At 73.5% G+C, this 17,306-nt stretch carries 13 protein-coding genes and 1 pseudogene; 7 read left to right on the forward strand and 7 right to left on the reverse strand.

Annotated elements, in window-relative coordinates:
* Positions 1 to 33: 33 nt before the first annotated feature.
* The 7 genes and pseudogenes from AB0B14_RS15030 to AB0B14_RS15060 form a co-directional block, all read left to right on the forward strand.
* Positions 34 to 291: a hypothetical protein gene (locus tag AB0B14_RS15030; RefSeq protein WP_357522753.1), complete on the forward strand. Its 258-nt coding sequence runs from the start codon at positions 34 to 36 to the stop codon at positions 289 to 291.
* A complete protein-coding gene (locus AB0B14_RS15035; RefSeq protein ID WP_357073512.1) occupies positions 288 to 1,043 on the forward strand; it encodes a hypothetical protein in 756 nt (251 codons plus the stop codon). Before AB0B14_RS15030 ends, AB0B14_RS15035 begins: the two co-directional genes overlap by 4 nt.
* On the forward strand, positions 1,040 to 1,819 hold the full coding sequence (locus tag AB0B14_RS15040; protein WP_357522754.1) for a protein phosphatase 2C domain-containing protein: 780 nt from the start codon (positions 1,040 to 1,042) through the stop codon (positions 1,817 to 1,819). The genes AB0B14_RS15035 and AB0B14_RS15040 overlap by 4 nt, the downstream gene beginning before the upstream one ends.
* A complete protein-coding gene (locus AB0B14_RS15045) occupies positions 1,816 to 2,862 on the forward strand; it encodes a hypothetical protein (RefSeq protein WP_357522755.1) in 1,047 nt (348 codons plus the stop codon). Before AB0B14_RS15040 ends, AB0B14_RS15045 begins: the two co-directional genes overlap by 4 nt.
* Positions 2,859 to 3,515, forward strand: coding sequence for a 4Fe-4S single cluster domain-containing protein (locus tag AB0B14_RS15050; protein WP_357522756.1), 657 nt, complete (start codon positions 2,859 to 2,861; stop codon positions 3,513 to 3,515). The genes AB0B14_RS15045 and AB0B14_RS15050 overlap by 4 nt, the downstream gene beginning before the upstream one ends.
* On the forward strand, positions 3,515 to 4,738 hold the full coding sequence (locus tag AB0B14_RS15055; RefSeq protein WP_357522757.1) for a hypothetical protein: 1,224 nt from the start codon (positions 3,515 to 3,517) through the stop codon (positions 4,736 to 4,738). Before AB0B14_RS15050 ends, AB0B14_RS15055 begins: the two co-directional genes overlap by 1 nt.
* 1,022 nt (positions 4,739 to 5,760) lie before the next feature.
* Positions 5,761 to 6,354, forward strand: a pseudogene (locus tag AB0B14_RS15060) (AAA family ATPase); the annotation flags it as partial.
* 260 nt (positions 6,355 to 6,614) lie between these two features.
* Here the strand turns inward: AB0B14_RS15060 and AB0B14_RS15065 are convergent.
* The 7 genes from AB0B14_RS15065 to grpE are packed head-to-tail and all read right to left on the reverse strand — an operon-like array spanning position 6,615 to position 17,191.
* Entirely contained in the window at positions 6,615 to 6,893 is a 279-nt protein-coding gene (locus tag AB0B14_RS15065) for a hypothetical protein (protein ID WP_357073527.1), read from the reverse strand.
* Positions 6,886 to 8,445 (reverse strand): hypothetical protein, encoded by a 1,560-nt coding sequence (locus tag AB0B14_RS15070; RefSeq protein ID WP_357522758.1) that lies wholly within the window; start codon positions 8,443 to 8,445, stop codon positions 6,886 to 6,888. Before AB0B14_RS15070 ends, AB0B14_RS15065 begins: the two co-directional genes overlap by 8 nt.
* A gap of 3 nt (positions 8,446 to 8,448) precedes the next feature.
* Complete coding sequence (locus AB0B14_RS15075; protein WP_357522759.1) at positions 8,449 to 10,851, reverse strand: GTPase-associated protein 1-related protein; 2,403 nt, start codon at positions 10,849 to 10,851, stop codon at positions 8,449 to 8,451.
* Positions 10,848 to 12,041 (reverse strand): hypothetical protein, encoded by a 1,194-nt coding sequence (locus tag AB0B14_RS15080; RefSeq protein ID WP_357073536.1) that lies wholly within the window; start codon positions 12,039 to 12,041, stop codon positions 10,848 to 10,850. Before AB0B14_RS15080 ends, AB0B14_RS15075 begins: the two co-directional genes overlap by 4 nt.
* Position 12,042: 1 nt before the next feature.
* Positions 12,043 to 14,703: a hypothetical protein gene (locus AB0B14_RS15085; protein ID WP_357522760.1), complete on the reverse strand. Its 2,661-nt coding sequence runs from the start codon at positions 14,701 to 14,703 to the stop codon at positions 12,043 to 12,045.
* A gap of 5 nt (positions 14,704 to 14,708) precedes the next feature.
* Positions 14,709 to 16,379: an Hsp70 family protein gene (locus AB0B14_RS15090; protein WP_357522761.1), complete on the reverse strand. Its 1,671-nt coding sequence runs from the start codon at positions 16,377 to 16,379 to the stop codon at positions 14,709 to 14,711.
* A gap of 29 nt (positions 16,380 to 16,408) precedes the next feature.
* On the reverse strand, positions 16,409 to 17,191 hold the full coding sequence (gene grpE / locus AB0B14_RS15095) for a nucleotide exchange factor GrpE (protein ID WP_357522762.1): 783 nt from the start codon (positions 17,189 to 17,191) through the stop codon (positions 16,409 to 16,411).
* Between the last annotated feature and the right edge of the window lie 115 nt (positions 17,192 to 17,306).

The following is a 17,306-nucleotide window of genomic DNA, read 5'->3' on the forward strand; positions in this document are numbered from 1 at the left end:
GGCCCGTTCGGAGGCCGTCCGTCAGATCAGAACGTGGCGAGTTTCTCCGCCCGGCTTCGGGCCGGCGAGTTCGGGGCCCGGCACCTGGTCCGGCGTGATCCGCCGCGACCCGGTCCGGAACTGGGCACTGTGCATGCGACGTTGCGGCCGCGGGGGCTCGTCGAGGCCGACGGGGTCATCGTCGCGGCCTGGTGGGTCGGCGACGGGCCACCGCCGGCGGCCGGCGCGCGCGTCCGACGGCGGCCCGACCCGGGCGAGCGCTGGCTGGCCGAGGCGGTGGTCGGAGCATGAACCCCTTTGCCCTGTTCGAGGAGGACACCGACGAGCCGGACGAGGTCGCCTTCATCACCGACACCCACCGGCGTCGCTTCGTGGCGCTCCTGATCGACACCTCCTGGTCGATGGCGGCCACCCAGAGCAACGGCGTACGCGCGATCGACGCGCTCAACCAGGAACTGGCGCGGTGGCTGCCCGCCGTGCGCGCGGAAGGGCGCGGCTCCCTGCGCGACGTCGAGTTCCTGGTGGTCACGTTCGGCGCGGGCGGGGTGAGCGTGGTCTCCGGCAACGGGACGCCATCGGCCGAGGACGACGGCGCGTTCGTGCCGGCGGCGCGGCTGGAGCTGCCGACCCTGGTCGCGGGCGGCGCCACGCCGATGGTGGCGGCGGTGGACCTGGCGCTCACCCTCGTCGAGCAGCGTCGCCAGCACGTCCAGACGGCGCACGCCCAGCAGACCGGCGGGCCCCGACTGATCCTGGTCAGCGACGGCACCCCCACCGACGAGGAGGGCAACCCCAGCGACGACTGGCGGCCGCTCGCCCGACGGTTGGAGCAGTGGCGGTCGACGGGGCGGTTGCAACTGTTCGCGTTCGGCGTGCCCGGGGTGGACGACGAGGTGATGCGGGCCCTCGCCACCCCGAGCGGCTACTTCCCCCTGGACGACCTCGACCTGCGCAAGCTGCTCGACCTGATCCTGGTGGCCACCTCCGACCACGTCGACTTCGAGCGGGTGCGGAGCCAGGTGTACGGGTACGACCTCTCATGACGGCGCGATGGTCGGTCCTCGGCGGCAGCGCGGCGGGCGGGGCGCACGTCCGGGCCGGGGTCAGTGGCCAGGACGCCTACGCGGTCCACGAGGTCGACGGCTCCCTGCTGCTGGTGACGGCCGACGGTGCGGGCAGCCGCCGCTGCGCCGCGACCGGCGCGTCCCTCGTCGTCACCCTTGCCGTGGAGATGCTCGTCCCGCTCCTGCGCGACCGGCCACCGACCTCCGCCGCCGCCTGGTCCGGGTGGCTCGACGTGGTGGGGGACCGGCTGTTCCGCCGGTTCCGCCGTGCGGCGCGAGCGGTGGCCCGAGCCGTCGGTGGGATCGAGCCGGAGGACCTGGCCACCACGGTGACAGTCGTGGTGGCGCGCCCGCCGTGGGTCGCCGTGCTCGCGGTGGGCGACGGCGTCGTGGTGGTCCGGGCCGCCGACGGCACCCTCGACCTGCTGCTGGCCCCGCCGGGCGGCGCCGACCGGCAGCCCGGCGCGACGACGCTCCTGCCCAACGCCCGCGCCGGGAGGCAGGCCCGTCGGCTCGTCGCCCGACTGCCCGATCTCACCGGGCTCGCCGTGTGCACCGACGGCCTCGACAGCCTGCTCGTCGAGTACGACGGCAGCCGACCCCGCGAGCCTGGCGCGGCGGCCTTCGCGCAGCTGTTCACGCTCGTCGAGGCCGCCGACACCGACCCGTCGGCGCTCGTCCGGCTGCTCAACGGCAGGCGGGTCGGCGCCCTCACCGACGACGACCGGACCCTCCTGCTGGCGGTGCCCCGATGAGCGTCGACGTGTGGCTGACCGGCCCGGACGGCCACCGGGCGGCCGACACCCTCGACACGCCGATCGGCTCGGTCGGCTCCCAGGGGCAGGTCTTCCGGCTGCGACAACGGCCGGACACCGTGGCGAAGATCCTGCACCGCGCGGACCCGGAGGAGTTGGCCGCCCGTACCCGGGTCATGCTCGCCGAGCCGACCGGGTGGACCGTGCGGTCGGGACGACCCATGGTGGCCTGGCCCACCGCCGCGGTGCACCGCCGCGACGACGGGAGGCTCCTCGGCTACGCCGCCCCGCGGCTCGCGCCGCCCCGGTTCGCGCCCCTGCCGCTGCTGTTCAACCCCGCCGTACGGGCCCGGATGCTGCCCGGCGCCACCTGGGCCTGGTGGTTGACCCTGGCGGAGGATCTGGCCCGGCTCGTGCAGTCCGTGCACGCGCGCGGGCACGTGATCGGCGACCTGGCGCCGGCCAACATCTTCGTCTCGGCCGGCGGCGGCGTCTGCCTGATCGACGTCGACGGTTGGCAGTTGCACGACCGGGAGACCGGCGAGGACCTGCCGTGCGAGTTCTCGCGCCCGGAGTACACGGCGCCCGAGGAGCTCGGTCGTTCGGGTCGGCGACGGGAGGTGGCCAGTGACAACTGGGCGTTGGCCGTGCTGACCGCCCAACTGGTCTGCCTCGGCTTCCATCCGTACGGCGGGGTGCGGCCCGAGGCGACCGGCCCGGTGGAGGAGGTCGACAACGTCCGGCTGCGCTGTTGCCGGCTGCTCGGGGCGGACGTCCGGGCACCGATCGCCGCGGTACCGCCGCAGGCGCTGCCGGCCGTGCTGCGTCGCCGCCTCACCGAGGCTCTCGACCTCGGGTACGACGCGCCGGGCGTGCGGCCCGGCCCGCAGTCCTGGGCCGCCGCGCTGGCGTACCTGCGGGACCAACTGGTCGGCTGTTCCACCAGGCCGACCCATGTGTTCTCGCGCGAGCACCGCCACTGCCCCTGGTGCGCGATGGTGGCCGCCGGCGCACCCGATCCGTTTCCCGAGGGTGGACGATGACCACGACCATCGAGATCAGCCGGGTCGCCGACCGGACCGCCGTGCTCGGGCCAGGTCTGCGCGCGGTGATCTGGGTACGGGGGTGTCCGTTGCGCTGTCCCGGCTGCGTCGCGCCGGAGGACCTGCCCTTCAGCGGAGGGACCACCCGCACCGTCGACGACCTGGCCGAATGGCTCGGCGGTCTGCCGTCCGACATCACCGGGGTGACCTTTTCCGGCGGCGAGCCGATGGCCCAGGCGGCCGGGCTCAGCGCGCTCGTCGACCGGATTCGCGCCGACCGCGACTGGTCGGTGTTGTCGTTCACCGGGTGGACCCTGGAACACCTGCGCCGGCAGCACGACGCCGACCAGCTCCGGCTGCTGGGCCAGCTCGACATCCTGGTGGACGGCCCGTACGTGGCGGCCCGCCACGCCGACCTGCTGTGGCGCGGGTCGACGAACCAGCGGCTGCACTTCCTCACCGACCGGCACGCGCCGTCGGCGCAGGACACGTCCGCCGGCATCGAGCTGCGCCTGGCGCAGGACGGCGTCCAGTGGATCGGGGTCCCTCCGGTGCCGGACTTCCGCACCGGGTTCGAGACCGCCATGCGCTCCCAGGGCGTCGAGATCGCACCGCACCCGCCCACCGACCCCGCCGACGAGAGAGGCCGATGATGTCCGGCAGTCCGAAGTACACGACAGTCGCCCTGGACGCCGCCCGCCGTGCGCAGTTGGAGGCCGCCCGGCGGCGGCGTGAGGAGGAACGCCGGCGGCGTCGGGAGGAGCACCGCCAGCGACGTCTCGCCGAAGGCATCCGGGCCGCCGACGTACGCCGCGACGCGTTGACCGCGCGACTGGGCGAGCTGGTGGACTCCTCGCGGGGGTTGCCCCAGCATGCCGAGGTGACCGCGGCGAACAACCAGGTCGTCGGCCTGCGCCGGCCCACCGACGAGGCCGGGCTGAGCCGGCTCGGCCGGGAGTTGCGGGGCGCCGAACGGCGCGTCGACGAGCTCACCGTCGCGGTGTCCCGGGAGCTGACCCGGCAGGAGCAGAGCCGGGCGGTGGACCTGGCCGTGGCGCCGCTGCGCGGGCTGGCCGACGGGCAACAGTTCGACCCGGTGGGCCACCGGGGCATCGCGGCGCTGGTGGACGAGACCAGGCGGCGCGCGGGGGATGCGCGTGGCTTCGCCGACCTGCACCGGCGGCTCGGCGAGGCGGTCGGCGCGCACCTGGAGACGGTCCGCGACCGGCAGGCGCAGCTGCGGCGCCTCGCCACGGAGACCGACGAGCTCTCCTCCCACCTGGTCGACGCGCTGGCCGACGCCGCGGCTGCGGGCGTCCAGGTGACCGAGGAATCCGCGCTGCGCGCCGAGCTGACCGGTCTGCGCCACGAGGCGGCCAGCGGCAACGTCGACAGGTGGGAGCAGCACGTCGCCGGCCTGCGTGACCGGGTCGAGGCGGTGACCGCGGCGACCGACGAGCGACTCGACCAGCTCGACCGGATGGCCCTGATCGTGGAGGCGGCCAGCGCGGCGCTGCCGGCGGCCGGCCTGCGGGTCGTACCGAGCAGCCTGGCGGAGCGCGCCGACGCCGTGGTCTTCGTCGCCGAACGCGCCGACGGTTCACCCGTCGAGATGACCGTCTACGCGGGCGACACCGACGGCACCCGGCTGGAGTACCGGACGGCCGGCTCCGACATCGTCGTGGAGAACGCCGTCGACGGGGTGGTCTCCCGCTGTGACCTGACCGAGGACCTGCTCGAGCGCTTCCACGCCGAGCTCGCCGACCAGGGGGTGGCGGCCGACGGCCTGCACTGGGAGGGCAAGCCCGGCCAGCCCCGGCCACCGGCCGTGGAGGCGCTGCGCCGGCCGGCGCACGACGACCAGAGCCGGTCGTGACCACCGCGCAGCCGGGCCGGCCCACCGCGCCACCGGCGGCGGCCTGGCTGGAACGGGTCACCGCGGAGATCGCCCGTGGCCGGCACGTCGTCATCCACGGCAACGTGCGTGACCTGGTCCGCTGGGACCGCTCGTTCCACCCGCTGCGTACCGCCGTCTCCGGCCTACTGTCGATCTTCGGCTACCAGCTGACCGGCTACTTCGATCCGATCGACGGGCTCAGCTTCGGCAATCCGGACGACCAGCGGGAGTTCCACCGGCTGCTCGTCGTACCGGACGTCGGCCGGCCCGCCGCGGCCGAGCCGTCCGCCGCCAACGACCGGGCCGCGACGACGCGCAGCCGGTTCTCCACCGCGTTGCGGGACGCGCCCGCGCCGACCCTGACCAACCCGTACGACTCGGTGGCGGCGATCCGGCGGGTGCTGCGGCAGACCGGCACGTCGTCGGCGTTCCTCATCGACCAGGCCGACCTCATGCTCTCCCCACCCGAGCGGGGCGGCGACGCCGAGCGACGGCTGCTCGGCACGATGGCCAAGGCGATGACCGAGGCGGCCCAGACCGGCAAGCTGCGCAACCTCCTCGTGCTGGTCGCGGACGACCTCGCCGCCCTGCCGGCCTGGCTCTACCGGGACCGCCCGTACGTCCAGGTGGTCGAGGCGGCCCTGCCGACCTTCGACGAGCGGCACGTCTACCTGCACCAGCAGGCCCGCCACTTCCACCAGGCGGCCACCGCCAAGAAGGCACCGGAGGATCTGCGGGTGCTGGCCAACCTGAGCGAGGGTATGGCGATCAGCGAGTTGGACGGGCTGTGGCGGATGAGCAACCTCCAGGAGATCCCGCTCGACGAACCTCGGACGCTGATGAAGCGCACCCTGTTCGGCCCGCGCCAGGACCCGTGGCGCCGCGTGCGTGACCGGCTCGCCCGGTTCGGGCCGATGGCCGGTGAACGGGTCATCGGCCAGCCCGTCGCGGTCGACCGGGTCCGCCGGGCGCTGACCTCGGCCACCGTCGGCATCGACTTCGTCGCCGACCCGCACAACGCGGAGTCCCGGCCCAAGGGGATCTTCTTCTTCGTGGGGCCGACCGGGGTGGGCAAGACGGAGCTGGCCCGGACGCTCAGCGAGTTCGTCTTCGACGACGAGACCGCGCTGGCCCGCTTCGACATGTCCACCTTCGCCGAGGCGCATTCCGCGGAGCGGCTCACCGGTGCGCCGCCCGGGTACGTCGGCCACGAACGCGGTGGTGAACTGACCAACCGGGTGAGCCAGCGCCCGTTCAGCGTGCTGCTCTTCGACGAGATCGAGAAGGCGCACGCGTCGGTGTTCGACAAGTTCCTCCAGGTGCTCGACGATGGTCGGCTCACCGACGCGCTCGGCAACACCGCGTACTTCTCCGAGACCGTCATCATCTTCACCTCGAACCTGGGGGCCGCCGAGACGTACGGCTGGCTCGACGGCGGTGAACTGCCCGACTACGAGAAGGTCACCGCCCATTTCGAACGCGCCGTGCGCGACCACTTCACCACCACCCTCGGCCGGCCGGAGCTGCTCGGCCGCCTCGGCGGCGGCATCACCGTCTTCGACATCCTGCGACCGGAGTTCGTCGATCAGATCGTCGGCAAGTTGCTCGCGCAACTGGTGGCCAGCGCCCACCGGCAGGGGATCCGACTGACCCTCGACGAGCAGAGCGTCGTCACCCGGGTGCAGGAGGTGATGCGCCGGCCAGAGGCGCTGCGGCTGGGGGTGCGCAGCATCCGGGACGTCCTGGACCGCCTGGTACGAGAGCCCCTGGTCGAGCACGTTTTCGCCAGTCCCGGGCAGGCGGCGCTGCGGCTGTCGGTGCAGCCGCACGGCACGGTGATCCGCGCCGGCTGAGTTCAGCCGGCCGGGCTCTTGGTCGGCTTGGGCTTCGGTTTCGGTTTGACGGGGGTGGGCGACGGCGACGGCGTGGGCGTGGGCGGCGGTGTGGCCCGGTCCCGCAGCGGCGCCAGGAAGTACGCGACGACCTGCCCGACCTGGTCCCAGGCGCCCCTGGTGAACCCGTCCGCCGCCGGCGACACGACACCGGCGGCCAACGCGGCCACCAGCGCGCCGAGGAGCACCAGCCGTGCTGCCCGGTGACCGGGCGGCAACCCTCCCTGCCCCTGCTCAGTCAAGACCGCTCCACTCTCTGGTGAGGATCCAGTTCGCCGGCCCGAACCCGCCGTCCCGGCCGGCTTTGCGCCCGGACACCAAGAAGAAACGCACCTCCCGGAAGTCACGTTCGACCGCCAGCACGAGGTTGCCCAGCCCGTTCTCCCGCAACCAGGTCCGCACCCCGGCGGAACCGTCGGGACCGGCGGACATCTTCGCGAGCAGGTCCGCCTTGGACACCACGAAGGCGAGCCGCCGACGGCCGGTGGGGACGCCGAACTCCTGCAACCGCTGCACCGTCGCGTTGTAGGCGTCCTCCGGGTCGTAGCTCGCCGGGTTCGCCGCGGCGAAGACCTCCGGCGCCCCGGCGGCGAACTCGTCGCGTACCCGACGGACCGAGAACGGGTCGAGTACGTAGATCAGGGAACGCGCGTGGTCGAGGTACGCGAGGCGGGCATTCTGCTCGCGGTCCACCAGATTCTCGCCGGCCGCGTCGAAGAGGTGCACAAGCGCCACCCGTGGCCCCCGGGCCAACCGGAGGGTGACGGCCACCGGCGGGCCGGACGCCTCGGTCTTGGCCGGCGACGCCTTTTCGCGCATCAGCCGCGCGTACACCTCGTGTTGTTGCCGGCTGTGCTCGTCGGGCAGGGCCACCGTCACGCCGACCCGCTTCGCGGCCTGCTCCAGGCCCGCCAGGGCCGACATGATCAGCTGGGTCTTGCCCGCCGACGCGGCCCCGAACACCGGCATCCGTACGTCGGTGACCACCCCGGCGCCCGGCAGCAGCGCTTCGGTGCAGCTGGGGCAGCAGGCCTCCAGCCGGCGGCTGAACGCCGCGCGCAGCACGGTCGTGGGCAGCAGGTCGCCGCAGCCGCAGCGCCGCCACAGCACGCCGAGGCGCCCGGGACGCAGATCCCGGTGCAGGTCCGCGCCGGTCAGCCGGTGGCCGGGGGGATGCGGTCCACGGCAGCGGTACGCCGGGACCGCCGCGAGCTGGTGGCAGTGCCGGCAGCTCGCCCGCGCGCCGAACACCGCCTGCCAGCCCGCGTCCAACCCCCGGAGCAGCAGAACCACGGGTACGCCGACCAGCCAGGCGGCCGCCGAGACGCCGGCGGTGACCAGCCCGGCGCCCAGCACCCCGGCCACCACGCCCACCGTCAGGCCGGCCTGTACGGCGAGGACCGGCACGTAGAACGGCCACCACAACCGCCACCGGTGGGTGCGGGCCCACCGGTGGGGCCGGACCCAGACCGCACGGGTGATCAGCCGTACGCGTTCCACGAGCGCCCGGGCGTCGAGCAGCACCTGGGCGGCGAAGTACTGCGGCCAGGCCCGGTCCCGCCGGACGAACGCCGGTGCCACCCGCCCCGCCAGCGCGCCGCCGTGCACGTCGTCGGGTGTGCGTACCCGAACCCAGGAGGCGCGTCCGAGCAGGACGACACCGGCGACGCCGAGCACCACGGCGGCCCCGGCGGCCAGGCCAGCGAGGGCGGCGAGGTTGGCCAACGGCAGGGCGACGACGAACAGCAGAGTGACGCTGACGGCGAAGTGCAGGAGACGCCCGAGGAATCGCACGGTTCACCGGTCCCGGAACGGGTGGGCGAGACGGTACCTGCGGCGCCGACCGCTGTAGGTGTCGGCGAGCCGCTGCCAACCCTTGCGCCAGTCACTGCTGTGCCGGGCGAAGTGCTGGGCGGCCCGTTCGAGCTGAACGTCCGGGACCCGGGTCAGCCACCGCCCGAGCGCCTGGTCGAGGCGCTTGACCTGCGGCGCGGGTGGCGCGCCGGAGCCGGCGGTCAGGTAGTAGGCGAGCACCGCGGGTGCCTCCCCGTCCTCCGTCGTCAACGCGTCGACGAGCCGGTCGACCAAGGGGTCCAGCAGGGCCGGATGCTGGTCGAGGACACCGTCGAGACTGAGCAGGGCCACCACCCGGCTCAGCGCCGTGACCACCTCGGCCTGCCGCATCTGGAGCAACCGTGCGGGGCAGTCGCGCAGCCGGCGCAGCAGCACCGAACTGCGACCCCCGTCGGGGCGGTGCCGCAGCTCGGTGAGGATGTCGGTCAGCTCCTCGTCCTCGGCCAGCGTGGCGGCGACCCGAGTGGTGGGTGTCATCAGGCCGGAGGCGACCAGCCGGCGACAGAGGTCGAAGAGACGCAGGTCCGCCACCGCCGCGCGGGTCACCTCGTCGGTGACCTTCCAGAAGACCTGGCGGGTCAGGCGGGCGCCCTTCGGAGCGATGTCGAGCAGCAGCTCCAGCTCCGCCGTCGTCGGCGCGGACTGGCTCCACAGCGCCCCCGCCACCCAGGAGAAGCCACCGGGATCGTGCCGGTGGGCGGTCAGGTGCCGCTCGACCACGGTGTCCCGTTCGTCGCGGTGCCGCACCGCCGCGCCGAGCACCGCCTCCGCCAACGGGGAGTTCAGCGTCTCGAGCCGGGGCAGCAGCGACTGCCACCAACCGTCACCGACCTCCGCCTGCTCCTTCGAACCGAGCCGGGCGCGGTCCTCCAACACCGACAGCAGCTGCTCCTCCAACCGGTCGTGGCAGGCGAGCCCGGCGGGCCGCACATCCCGGGGATGGTCCGCCCAGTACCTGACGAAACTCTCGGCGGCCCCGGCGATGTCGGGCCACCGCACGTCCACCTCGAACCGGGTCGCCACCCGCAGTAGCGCCTCGAACCGCTGCGGCGGCACGCCCGAGGTGAGGGCCTCGGTGAGGAGCTGCCGTACGTGGTCGCTGTGGTCGGGGTGCCACTCGCCGGCCGGCAGCGGGGGCAGCCGACGGTCGGTCACCGCGCCGCGGACGCGGGCGTCCTCCAACTCGCTGATGATCAGGGCGAGCCGGACATCGGCCGCCCGGCCGGGCACCAGGCCGTCACAGCCGACCTCGTCGAGCAGCACCAGCACCCGCTGCGGCCAACGCTCGGGTGTCTCGGCGAAGAGGTCCGCCACGTCCGGGCCGTACGCGTGGCGCATCCCCTCCGGCCCGGTGCGCAACCACCCCACGATGGCCTCGGCGTGCCGGGGATCGGGACGGCGGTGCAGGATGGCGGCCAACCCGAGCGCGGCGGCGGCCTCCTCGCGACCGTCGTCGCCGGCCAGCCCGGACGCCGTCGCGACACCCAGGGCGTCCACGACGTCCCGCGGGTCCTCGGTCAGGAAGAGATCGACCCATCGGCTGGCCGACGGGGTCGGTTCGATCGGTGTGTGCTGGTGCCGGAGCAGGTCGAACACGGCGTAGCCGAGCGGGTTGTCGATCCGGCCGGCCGGGCCCGCGAACTCCGGCAGGACCGCGACGACCGGTAGGGCCGAGCGTGCTGGGTCGGTCGAGAAGATCTTGAAGCCCAGCTCCAGCGCCCGCCCGCGGGGCAGCAGGAGGGTGCCGGCGACGAGCCACCCCACGACCGTGGCGATGTCGTCACCGACGAAGAGCACCCGCGACCGTCCGGGCCGACCGGCGTCGGCGAGCGCGGACACCAGCGCCAGCAACGTCTCCCGGCCGTGCGGTTGGCCGAGCACGAAGGCCTGGGCGTGCGTCGGAGAATGGTCGGTCCCCACCGCGTCGCCGAGCCGCACCGGGTCCGAGCGGGTGGTCGGTGCCGGCACGCCCGACCAGAACCCGGCCTGGAACAACTGGGCCGGACGCAGGTCGGCGTAACTGGCCGGGTCAGTGGTGACGACGGCGTGGGTCAGCTGGTTGCCCTCCCGGGTGCCGTTGGCCTCCCGGCCGAGGTAGAGCCCGCTCGCCGTGGCCAGGATGCCATCGGAGCTGATGTGCGCGAACGACGGTGGGTACTGCTCGACCGGTCGCCGGTCGGCCATCCACCGGGACGGCGGCTCGTAGAGCAGATGGTCCCGGACGAGGGTCTCCGCCGCCGCGGCGGAGTCCGCCGACCGGGCCTGGAACTGTAGGCCCGCGTTGCCGTTGAGCCCCTGCCCCGGCCGGCAGTCGGTGTAGACCAACGTCTCGAAGCGACCGCTCATCGGGCCGCCTGGCGGCGCGGCACCACGTTGAACTCGCTGAGCAGCCAGAGCAGTGGCTCGTCCACCCGGAACGGCTGGACCCCGCGTGCGTCGACCTTGTTGGCGTCGTAGTCGGGCTCGGTGCCCAACGCGGAGACCGTGAAATAGCGGAAGTTCCGATAGTTGAGGGTCAGGTGGGTGTCGATGTCGTCCGCGCCCCAGTCGTGCAGCAGCGCGCGGACGTGTTCGTGGGTCTCCCGCCCGGCCTGCTCGTCGTAGTAGGGCCCGGGCTCCGGGCGGCGCACCAGGGGATGGTCGGCGCCGAGCACGTCGAAGAACGCGTCGATCTTCGCGAAGGCGACAGCCACCGGAATGGGGATGTTGCGGCGACCACCGAGGCGATGGCTGATCCGGAGGTTCTCGGTCACCCGGTTGACCACGTCGATGGTGCTGGCGTGGGTGTCGACGGCGGAGGCCGGCAGCCGGATCCGGTCTCGTGCCTGGGGAATCATGAACGGGTCGAGCAGCAGGATGAGCGCGTCGGCCGCACCGAGGTAACCGAGGTTGTCGACCGTCTCCTGGTCGAGCAGATCCTCGCCCGCGGTGTCGAAGAAGGACAGGTAGGTCGTGTCGTAGCCGGTGATGCGGCGGTTCTGCCGCCAGGCGAACACGATCGGTGCGCGTCGGCCGTGCGTGGCCTGGTTGGTGCGCTGTAGAAGCGTCCCGTCCGGGAACAGCTCACCGGCCGGATCGAGGAAGTCGATGCCGCCACCAGTCTCGGCCCGGAACTGACCGTCGCCGGCGAGCCGCACGTCGGCGCCGAACCGCTGCCCCATGCCCCGGCGCAGCTGGTGCGACAGCACCTTGAGGTAGACGCTCTTGCCGGTGTGCCGGGCACCGGCCATGGCGATCAGCGGGCTGCGTCCCTCGCCGAACGCCGCGGGCAGTCGGCTGTGACAGTGCGGGCAGACCTTGACCGCGGACTCGCTACCACAGTCCGGACAGGGGGCGGCGACCACCGGGCGCAGGGCGCGCCGGGGCCCGGCGAACGACGGCAGCACCAGCTCCCTGATGCCGAGCCCTTGCTCCCGCGCCTCGTCCCACTGCGGCTTGCAGGGTTCCTTGCCCGGCGACCGCCGCCCGGTGCACCGGAACCACGGCCCGCGAGGGTCGATCTTCCCGTAGCAGTACGGGCAGGAGAGGGTCGTCATCTCAGGACACCTTCATTTCGTCGATGGGATCGGTGACTCGCGCGTTGGGCGGGCGGATCACGAAACACCGCAGCCAGTACGGCTTGGTCAGCCCGGTGGGCAGCGTGAAGGGCAGCTGCCACGGCGCGTCCGGGTGCAGCGAGAGCCCGGTCACCCGGCTCAGCACCGTGCCCCGCTCCGGTCGGGCCGGCATCGCCACCCCGGACGCGGCCACCAGGAGCAGTTCCACGCCCTCGCAGGGCTGGTCGACGTCGACGCTCAGCAGCCGCTTGCGGCTGAACAGGCCGCCGTCTCGCCGGATCCGGTAGCGGAACGCGACGGGGACCCCGTCCACCGGCACCGACTCGGCGGCGGAGTACGCCTCACCGCCGGGGCCGCGCTCCACCGTCCGGACCGAGACCCGGCCACCGCCGGAACCCACCCGCAGGCGACAGCCCGACTCGGTGACCTGGCCCCGGGTCAGTCGCTGGACCGTCGGCACGCCGTGCGGTGGGGTGAAGGTGACCTCGGCCAGGTTGACCGAGGGCGGCCACACCCAGGCCACGTTCACCTCGTCACCCGTGCGGCGGGCGATGAGCTGCCGGACCGGCTCGGTCACGCCAAGCGCGAGCGGTTCGCCCACCACGGCGGTGTCCGTCGCCCGGTCCAGGGTGAACGGAACGTACACGAAGCGTCCGCTCGGGACGGTCACCTCCAGCAGCGTCTCCGCCTCCTGCACGATCCGGTCGCTGACCAGCGCCTCGCCGTACCCCTGCATCTCCTCGCGCCGGATCCGCGTGCCCGGCGCCCAGGTGGGGCGCAGCTCTGACCGGCGGATCGACACCGTCCCGCCGACCGGTGTGAGCCAGGCGAAGTGCGCCGTCGCGGTCTGGGCGTCGAGTGCCGTGACGTGGGCGCGCAGCCGCTCCACGTGCGACGGCGCCGCGTCCCGCAGGACCGCGCGCGCCACCACCAACGGCCCCTCGACCTCGGCGCCGCGCTCGTCGCGGTAGACCGCGACGATGCCGTAGTAGCGGTCGGTGACGCCGTTCCCGGTGTCGTCCGACAGCCCGGCACGGCTCGCGGGCACCGGCTCCCCGTCCTGGGCGGAGGACGGCGGCCGACCGAGGGTGCGACGCACCCGGACGCCCTCCGCGGCCGGGTGCGTCCGCCAGGAGCAGGACAGCTCGTCGGGGCGGACCGACACCCGCACGGCCGTGACCGGCGGGACGATGCGCGTCGCCACGGTGGCCGGGCGCGACCAGTCCCCACCGACGCTGGCGAAGACGCCGTAGTGCAGGGACCGGGCGGGCGGCGCGGCCGGGTCCGTCGCCTCGGCCAGCGCGCTCTCGCTGACCGTCTCGCCCTCGGCGGCCGAGCGGGGTGGCCGGTCGGACCGGACGACCCGGTAGCGCACCTCGGCGACCTGCCCGGGCGGGGCCGTCCAGGTCAGCCGTACGCCGGTCTCCGTCGCCCGTGCCGCCAGGCCGCGTGGGGGCGCAGGCGCGAGCGCGGCGAGCCGTTCGGCGAGGTCGTCGTCGTCCGCGGCGATCCGGAGCGCCGAGCGGAGCAGCCGGGTGGCCTCCTCCTCGCGCTCCGACCGGGTGGCCTCCTCGGCGGCCCGCCGCAGCGACTCGACCTCGCCCAGCAGGGTGTCGACCTGGCCGCGCAGCTCATCCCGGTGCGGGTCGTCCACGGGCAGCACCGCGACGGCCTGCCGGGCCGCGAGCAGCTGCCCGTCGGCGACCAGGTCACGGATCCGGCCCGCCGGACCGGCGTCCTGGCCGGCGTCGAGCGGCAGGTTGGCCACCACCGACCGGGCGTCGGACTGCTCCAGCCCGGTGTCGGTGGCGATCCGCACCAGCAACCCGTCGGCGAGCCCTCTGGCCCGCCCCGACCGGAGCCGGTCGACCACCTGGAACAGCGCCAACAGGCGCAGGTCCACACCGTCGGCGGCGGCCCGCTCCAGCAGGCCGAGAGCCTCCTTGCGGTTGCGCACCGCGGCGGCGTCGGCGAGCCGGTTCGCCTCCTGCGTCCGGGCTCGCACGGTGGCGGCGTCGAGTGGCACCGCCTCCGCGCCGAGCAGCCGGAACGGCGCGGCGCCGGGATGCACCACCTGGACCACTGTGGGCGCGCCGAGCAGGTCCTGTAGCCGGAGTAGGGAGCGGTAGGCGGTGCGCTCCATGCCCGGCCCGGTCGGCAGTTCCACCGGGTCGACCACGGCCAGGCCGGCGCGCCGGACCGACGTGTCGATCTGCTCGGCGTCCAGGCCCGGCCAGTGCTCGGCGATCTCCGTGAGTTGCGCCTGGGTGATCCGGCCGAGCGCGCCGTACGACTGGGCCAGGTCCCGGGCGAACCGCTCGGACTCCGCCCGTGTTCCGCGACCGTGTTCCTCGATCCGATCCCGCCACCACGACGGCTCGAACATGGCAGTGCCGTGCTCGTTGCGCAGCTGCTCGTCCCGGCTGTGCAGCTGCGCGCAGACCCGGGCGGCGGAGTCGACGCCGCTGGAGCGCTGGTTCCACAGTCGCCGGACCGCGATCAGCTGCTCCCGCAGCTCGGCCGCGGACATCTCCGGGTTGACCCCGTAGTGCCGGGCGAGGTCGGTGGGCGACAGGCCGCCCGGGCGGTCCCGCAGCGGACCGATCACCTCGCGCAGGTATGCGCGCTGGTCGAACGCCATCGTGGTCAGCCCCGCACCGTGATCCCCGCGACGATGTTCCGAGCCTTCTGCACTTCCTCCTCGGTGAGCACGCTGACCTGCACCTCGATCAGAAGCTCCTTGCCGCTGGTCGGCTCGACGGCGCGCAACGTGAGCTGACCGCCCTCGCTGACATCCATGGTGATGCTGATCGGCGAGTGCCGGGGCAGCGGGGGGAGCCCGCTGATCTGGCGTGCACCGTTGTCCACCGGCTTGTTCGCCGACAGCTCGGGGCTCTCCTCGGCGCCGGCCTGCTCGTGCAGCTCGATCTCGATCGCGGTCTGGCCCTCGACCACCGTGCTCGCACGCAGCTCCCGCTGCTTGATCGGCAACGACTCGTTCGCGTGCACCAGGTGCTCGACGTAGTGCCGGTCCGGCTGGGCCGCCCAGTCGGCCGCCGTGGTGTCCTGGAGCCTGACCCCGAACGACTTCGGTAGCACCGTGACGATCCGCTTGTTGGCGCTGGCGGACAGCGCCTCTTCGTCCACCCCGGTCGCCAGCGACAGCGCCTGGACCCGCTCACGCTTCTCCTCGGCGGTGGGTGCGGCACCCTCGCCGTCCCACGCCCACACGGCGCGGCTCAGCGCGTAGCGGGCCGCGCCCTTCGCCACCGCGAGGTCCGGGTCGTGCAGACGTGGCGTCCAACCCCACTTCTCGGTCAGCTGCCGCGCCACGGCGGGCATCTTGCTGGAACCGCCGACGAGCAGCACGTCGTCGATGGCGGCGGCCGGGTCGTCGACCCCCAGCTTTTCGCCGAGGGTGCGCAGTGTCCGTTCGGTGTACACCAGCGTCCGGTTGAGCAGGTCGCCGGTGATCTCCTCGAACGTCTCCCGGCTGACCTCCACCGAGGCGGACGCACCCGCGTACCGCATCGGCACCTTGCGTGACGTCACCGTCGACAGCTGTCGCTTGACCTCCTCGGCGGTCAGCGCGAGATCCTGCATGAACTCCTCGTCCAGCGTCGGGTCCTCGGGCGGCTGCGCGCGGGTGACGAACTCGTCCACCAGGTACTGGACCAGGCGGGCGTCCCAGTCGGTGCCGCCGAGCTGCTGGTCACCGTCGGTGCACAGCACCTCGACCGCGTCCGCCGCGATGCGGATGACAGTGGTGTCGAAGGTGCCGCCACCGAGGTCGTAGACGAGCACCGTCCGGGTCGTGTCGGCACCGAGGTCGTACTGGAGGGCGGCGGCGACCGGCTCCGGCACCACCTCGACGACATCCAGGCCGGCGATCCGACCGGCGTTGCGGGTGGCGTCGCGCTCCAACAGACCGAAATACGCGGGAACGGTGATCACGACCTTGCGGACCGGGCGGTTGGTGTAGTACTCGGCGTCCTGGGCCAGCTGCTTGAGGATCAGCGCGGAGATCGACTCAGGGGTGTACGTCGTCCCGTCGAACTCCCACTGCGCCTCCTTGCCCATGCTCCGCTTGACCCGCTCGACCACCCGGGACGGGTAGAGCCGGGACACGTTCTTGGCGGCCTCGCCGACCACCACCTCACCGGTGTCCTGCTCGAAGTAGACGGCCGAGGGCGTGGTCTCGTTGTTGGTGATGACGTTGCGGACGACAGCGGGCCGTCCGGTCTCGTCGACATACGACACGACCGAGTACGTGGTACCCAGGTCGATTCCGTAGAAGGTCAGGTCCTCGTCCGACATCCTGCTCCTGTCCGCCGATCGATCGGCTGTCACGGTGTGGGCGCGTGTTGGTTGCCGTGCCCCGGCTCCGGATGGGGCTCGCCCGCCGGAGGTTCCGGGTCGGAGGTCCAGCGGTGCACGCGGACCGCGGCGGGCACGGCGGTGCGTCCCGCCTCGACGTCGTGGTAGCCGTCCAGGACCACGGCGGCGACGGTGCCGTGCTGTGCGGGGTCGCTCGCCGGCTCGGTCGCGGTGGCCCGCTGCGTCGACGGGTCGAAGACGGCGCCGACCGCGGGTGCCAGCACGCTGATGCCGCCCCGTTCCAGTGTCAGTTCGAGGTTGGCGGCATAGCTGCGCAGCATCTCCGCGGCGGCCGTGGCGTCGAACGTCGGGGGCAGCCCGGTGGCGGTGCGCAGCAGGTCGTGGCGTAGCCGCTGGAGGTCGGTCAGGAGCGGGCGCAGCAGGAGCCGCCGCTCACCGGCCCGTAGTCGTTGGTTCTCCTCGTGCAGTCGGTCGATGACCTGCTCGCGGGCCGCCGCCCGGTCCTGCGTGCGGGCGAGTTCGGCCCGTAGCCCGGCCAACTCGCCGGTGACCCGATCCGCCAGCCCGGCCAGCTCGTCCCCCAGCCGCTCGGTCAGCCGGTCCAGCCGGTCCGGCGCGTCGCTCGCCGGCTCCGCGCGGGTCTCGCTCGTCGGCTCCGCGAGGGCGTCGGCCGCCGGCACTGCGGGAGCTTCGCTCGGCGGCTCCCCGAGTGCCGCTGCCACCGGCTCCGACGGCGGCTCGGCCACCGGCTCGGTGGCCTCCTGCGCGGGACCGTGCGCTTCCTCGTGCACCGGTGTTCCTCCCCTGATCCGTCCGCCGCCACGGTGGGCGTCTCGTCGTGTGTCTCTGACGGACAGCTGCGTCGTCCGTCAGGGACACACGACGATCGGCAGACGCGGAGGGCGA

The organism is Micromonospora sp. NPDC049171 (genome assembly GCF_040648275.1).
Taxonomy (GTDB): Bacteria; Actinomycetota; Actinomycetes; order Mycobacteriales; family Micromonosporaceae; genus Micromonospora.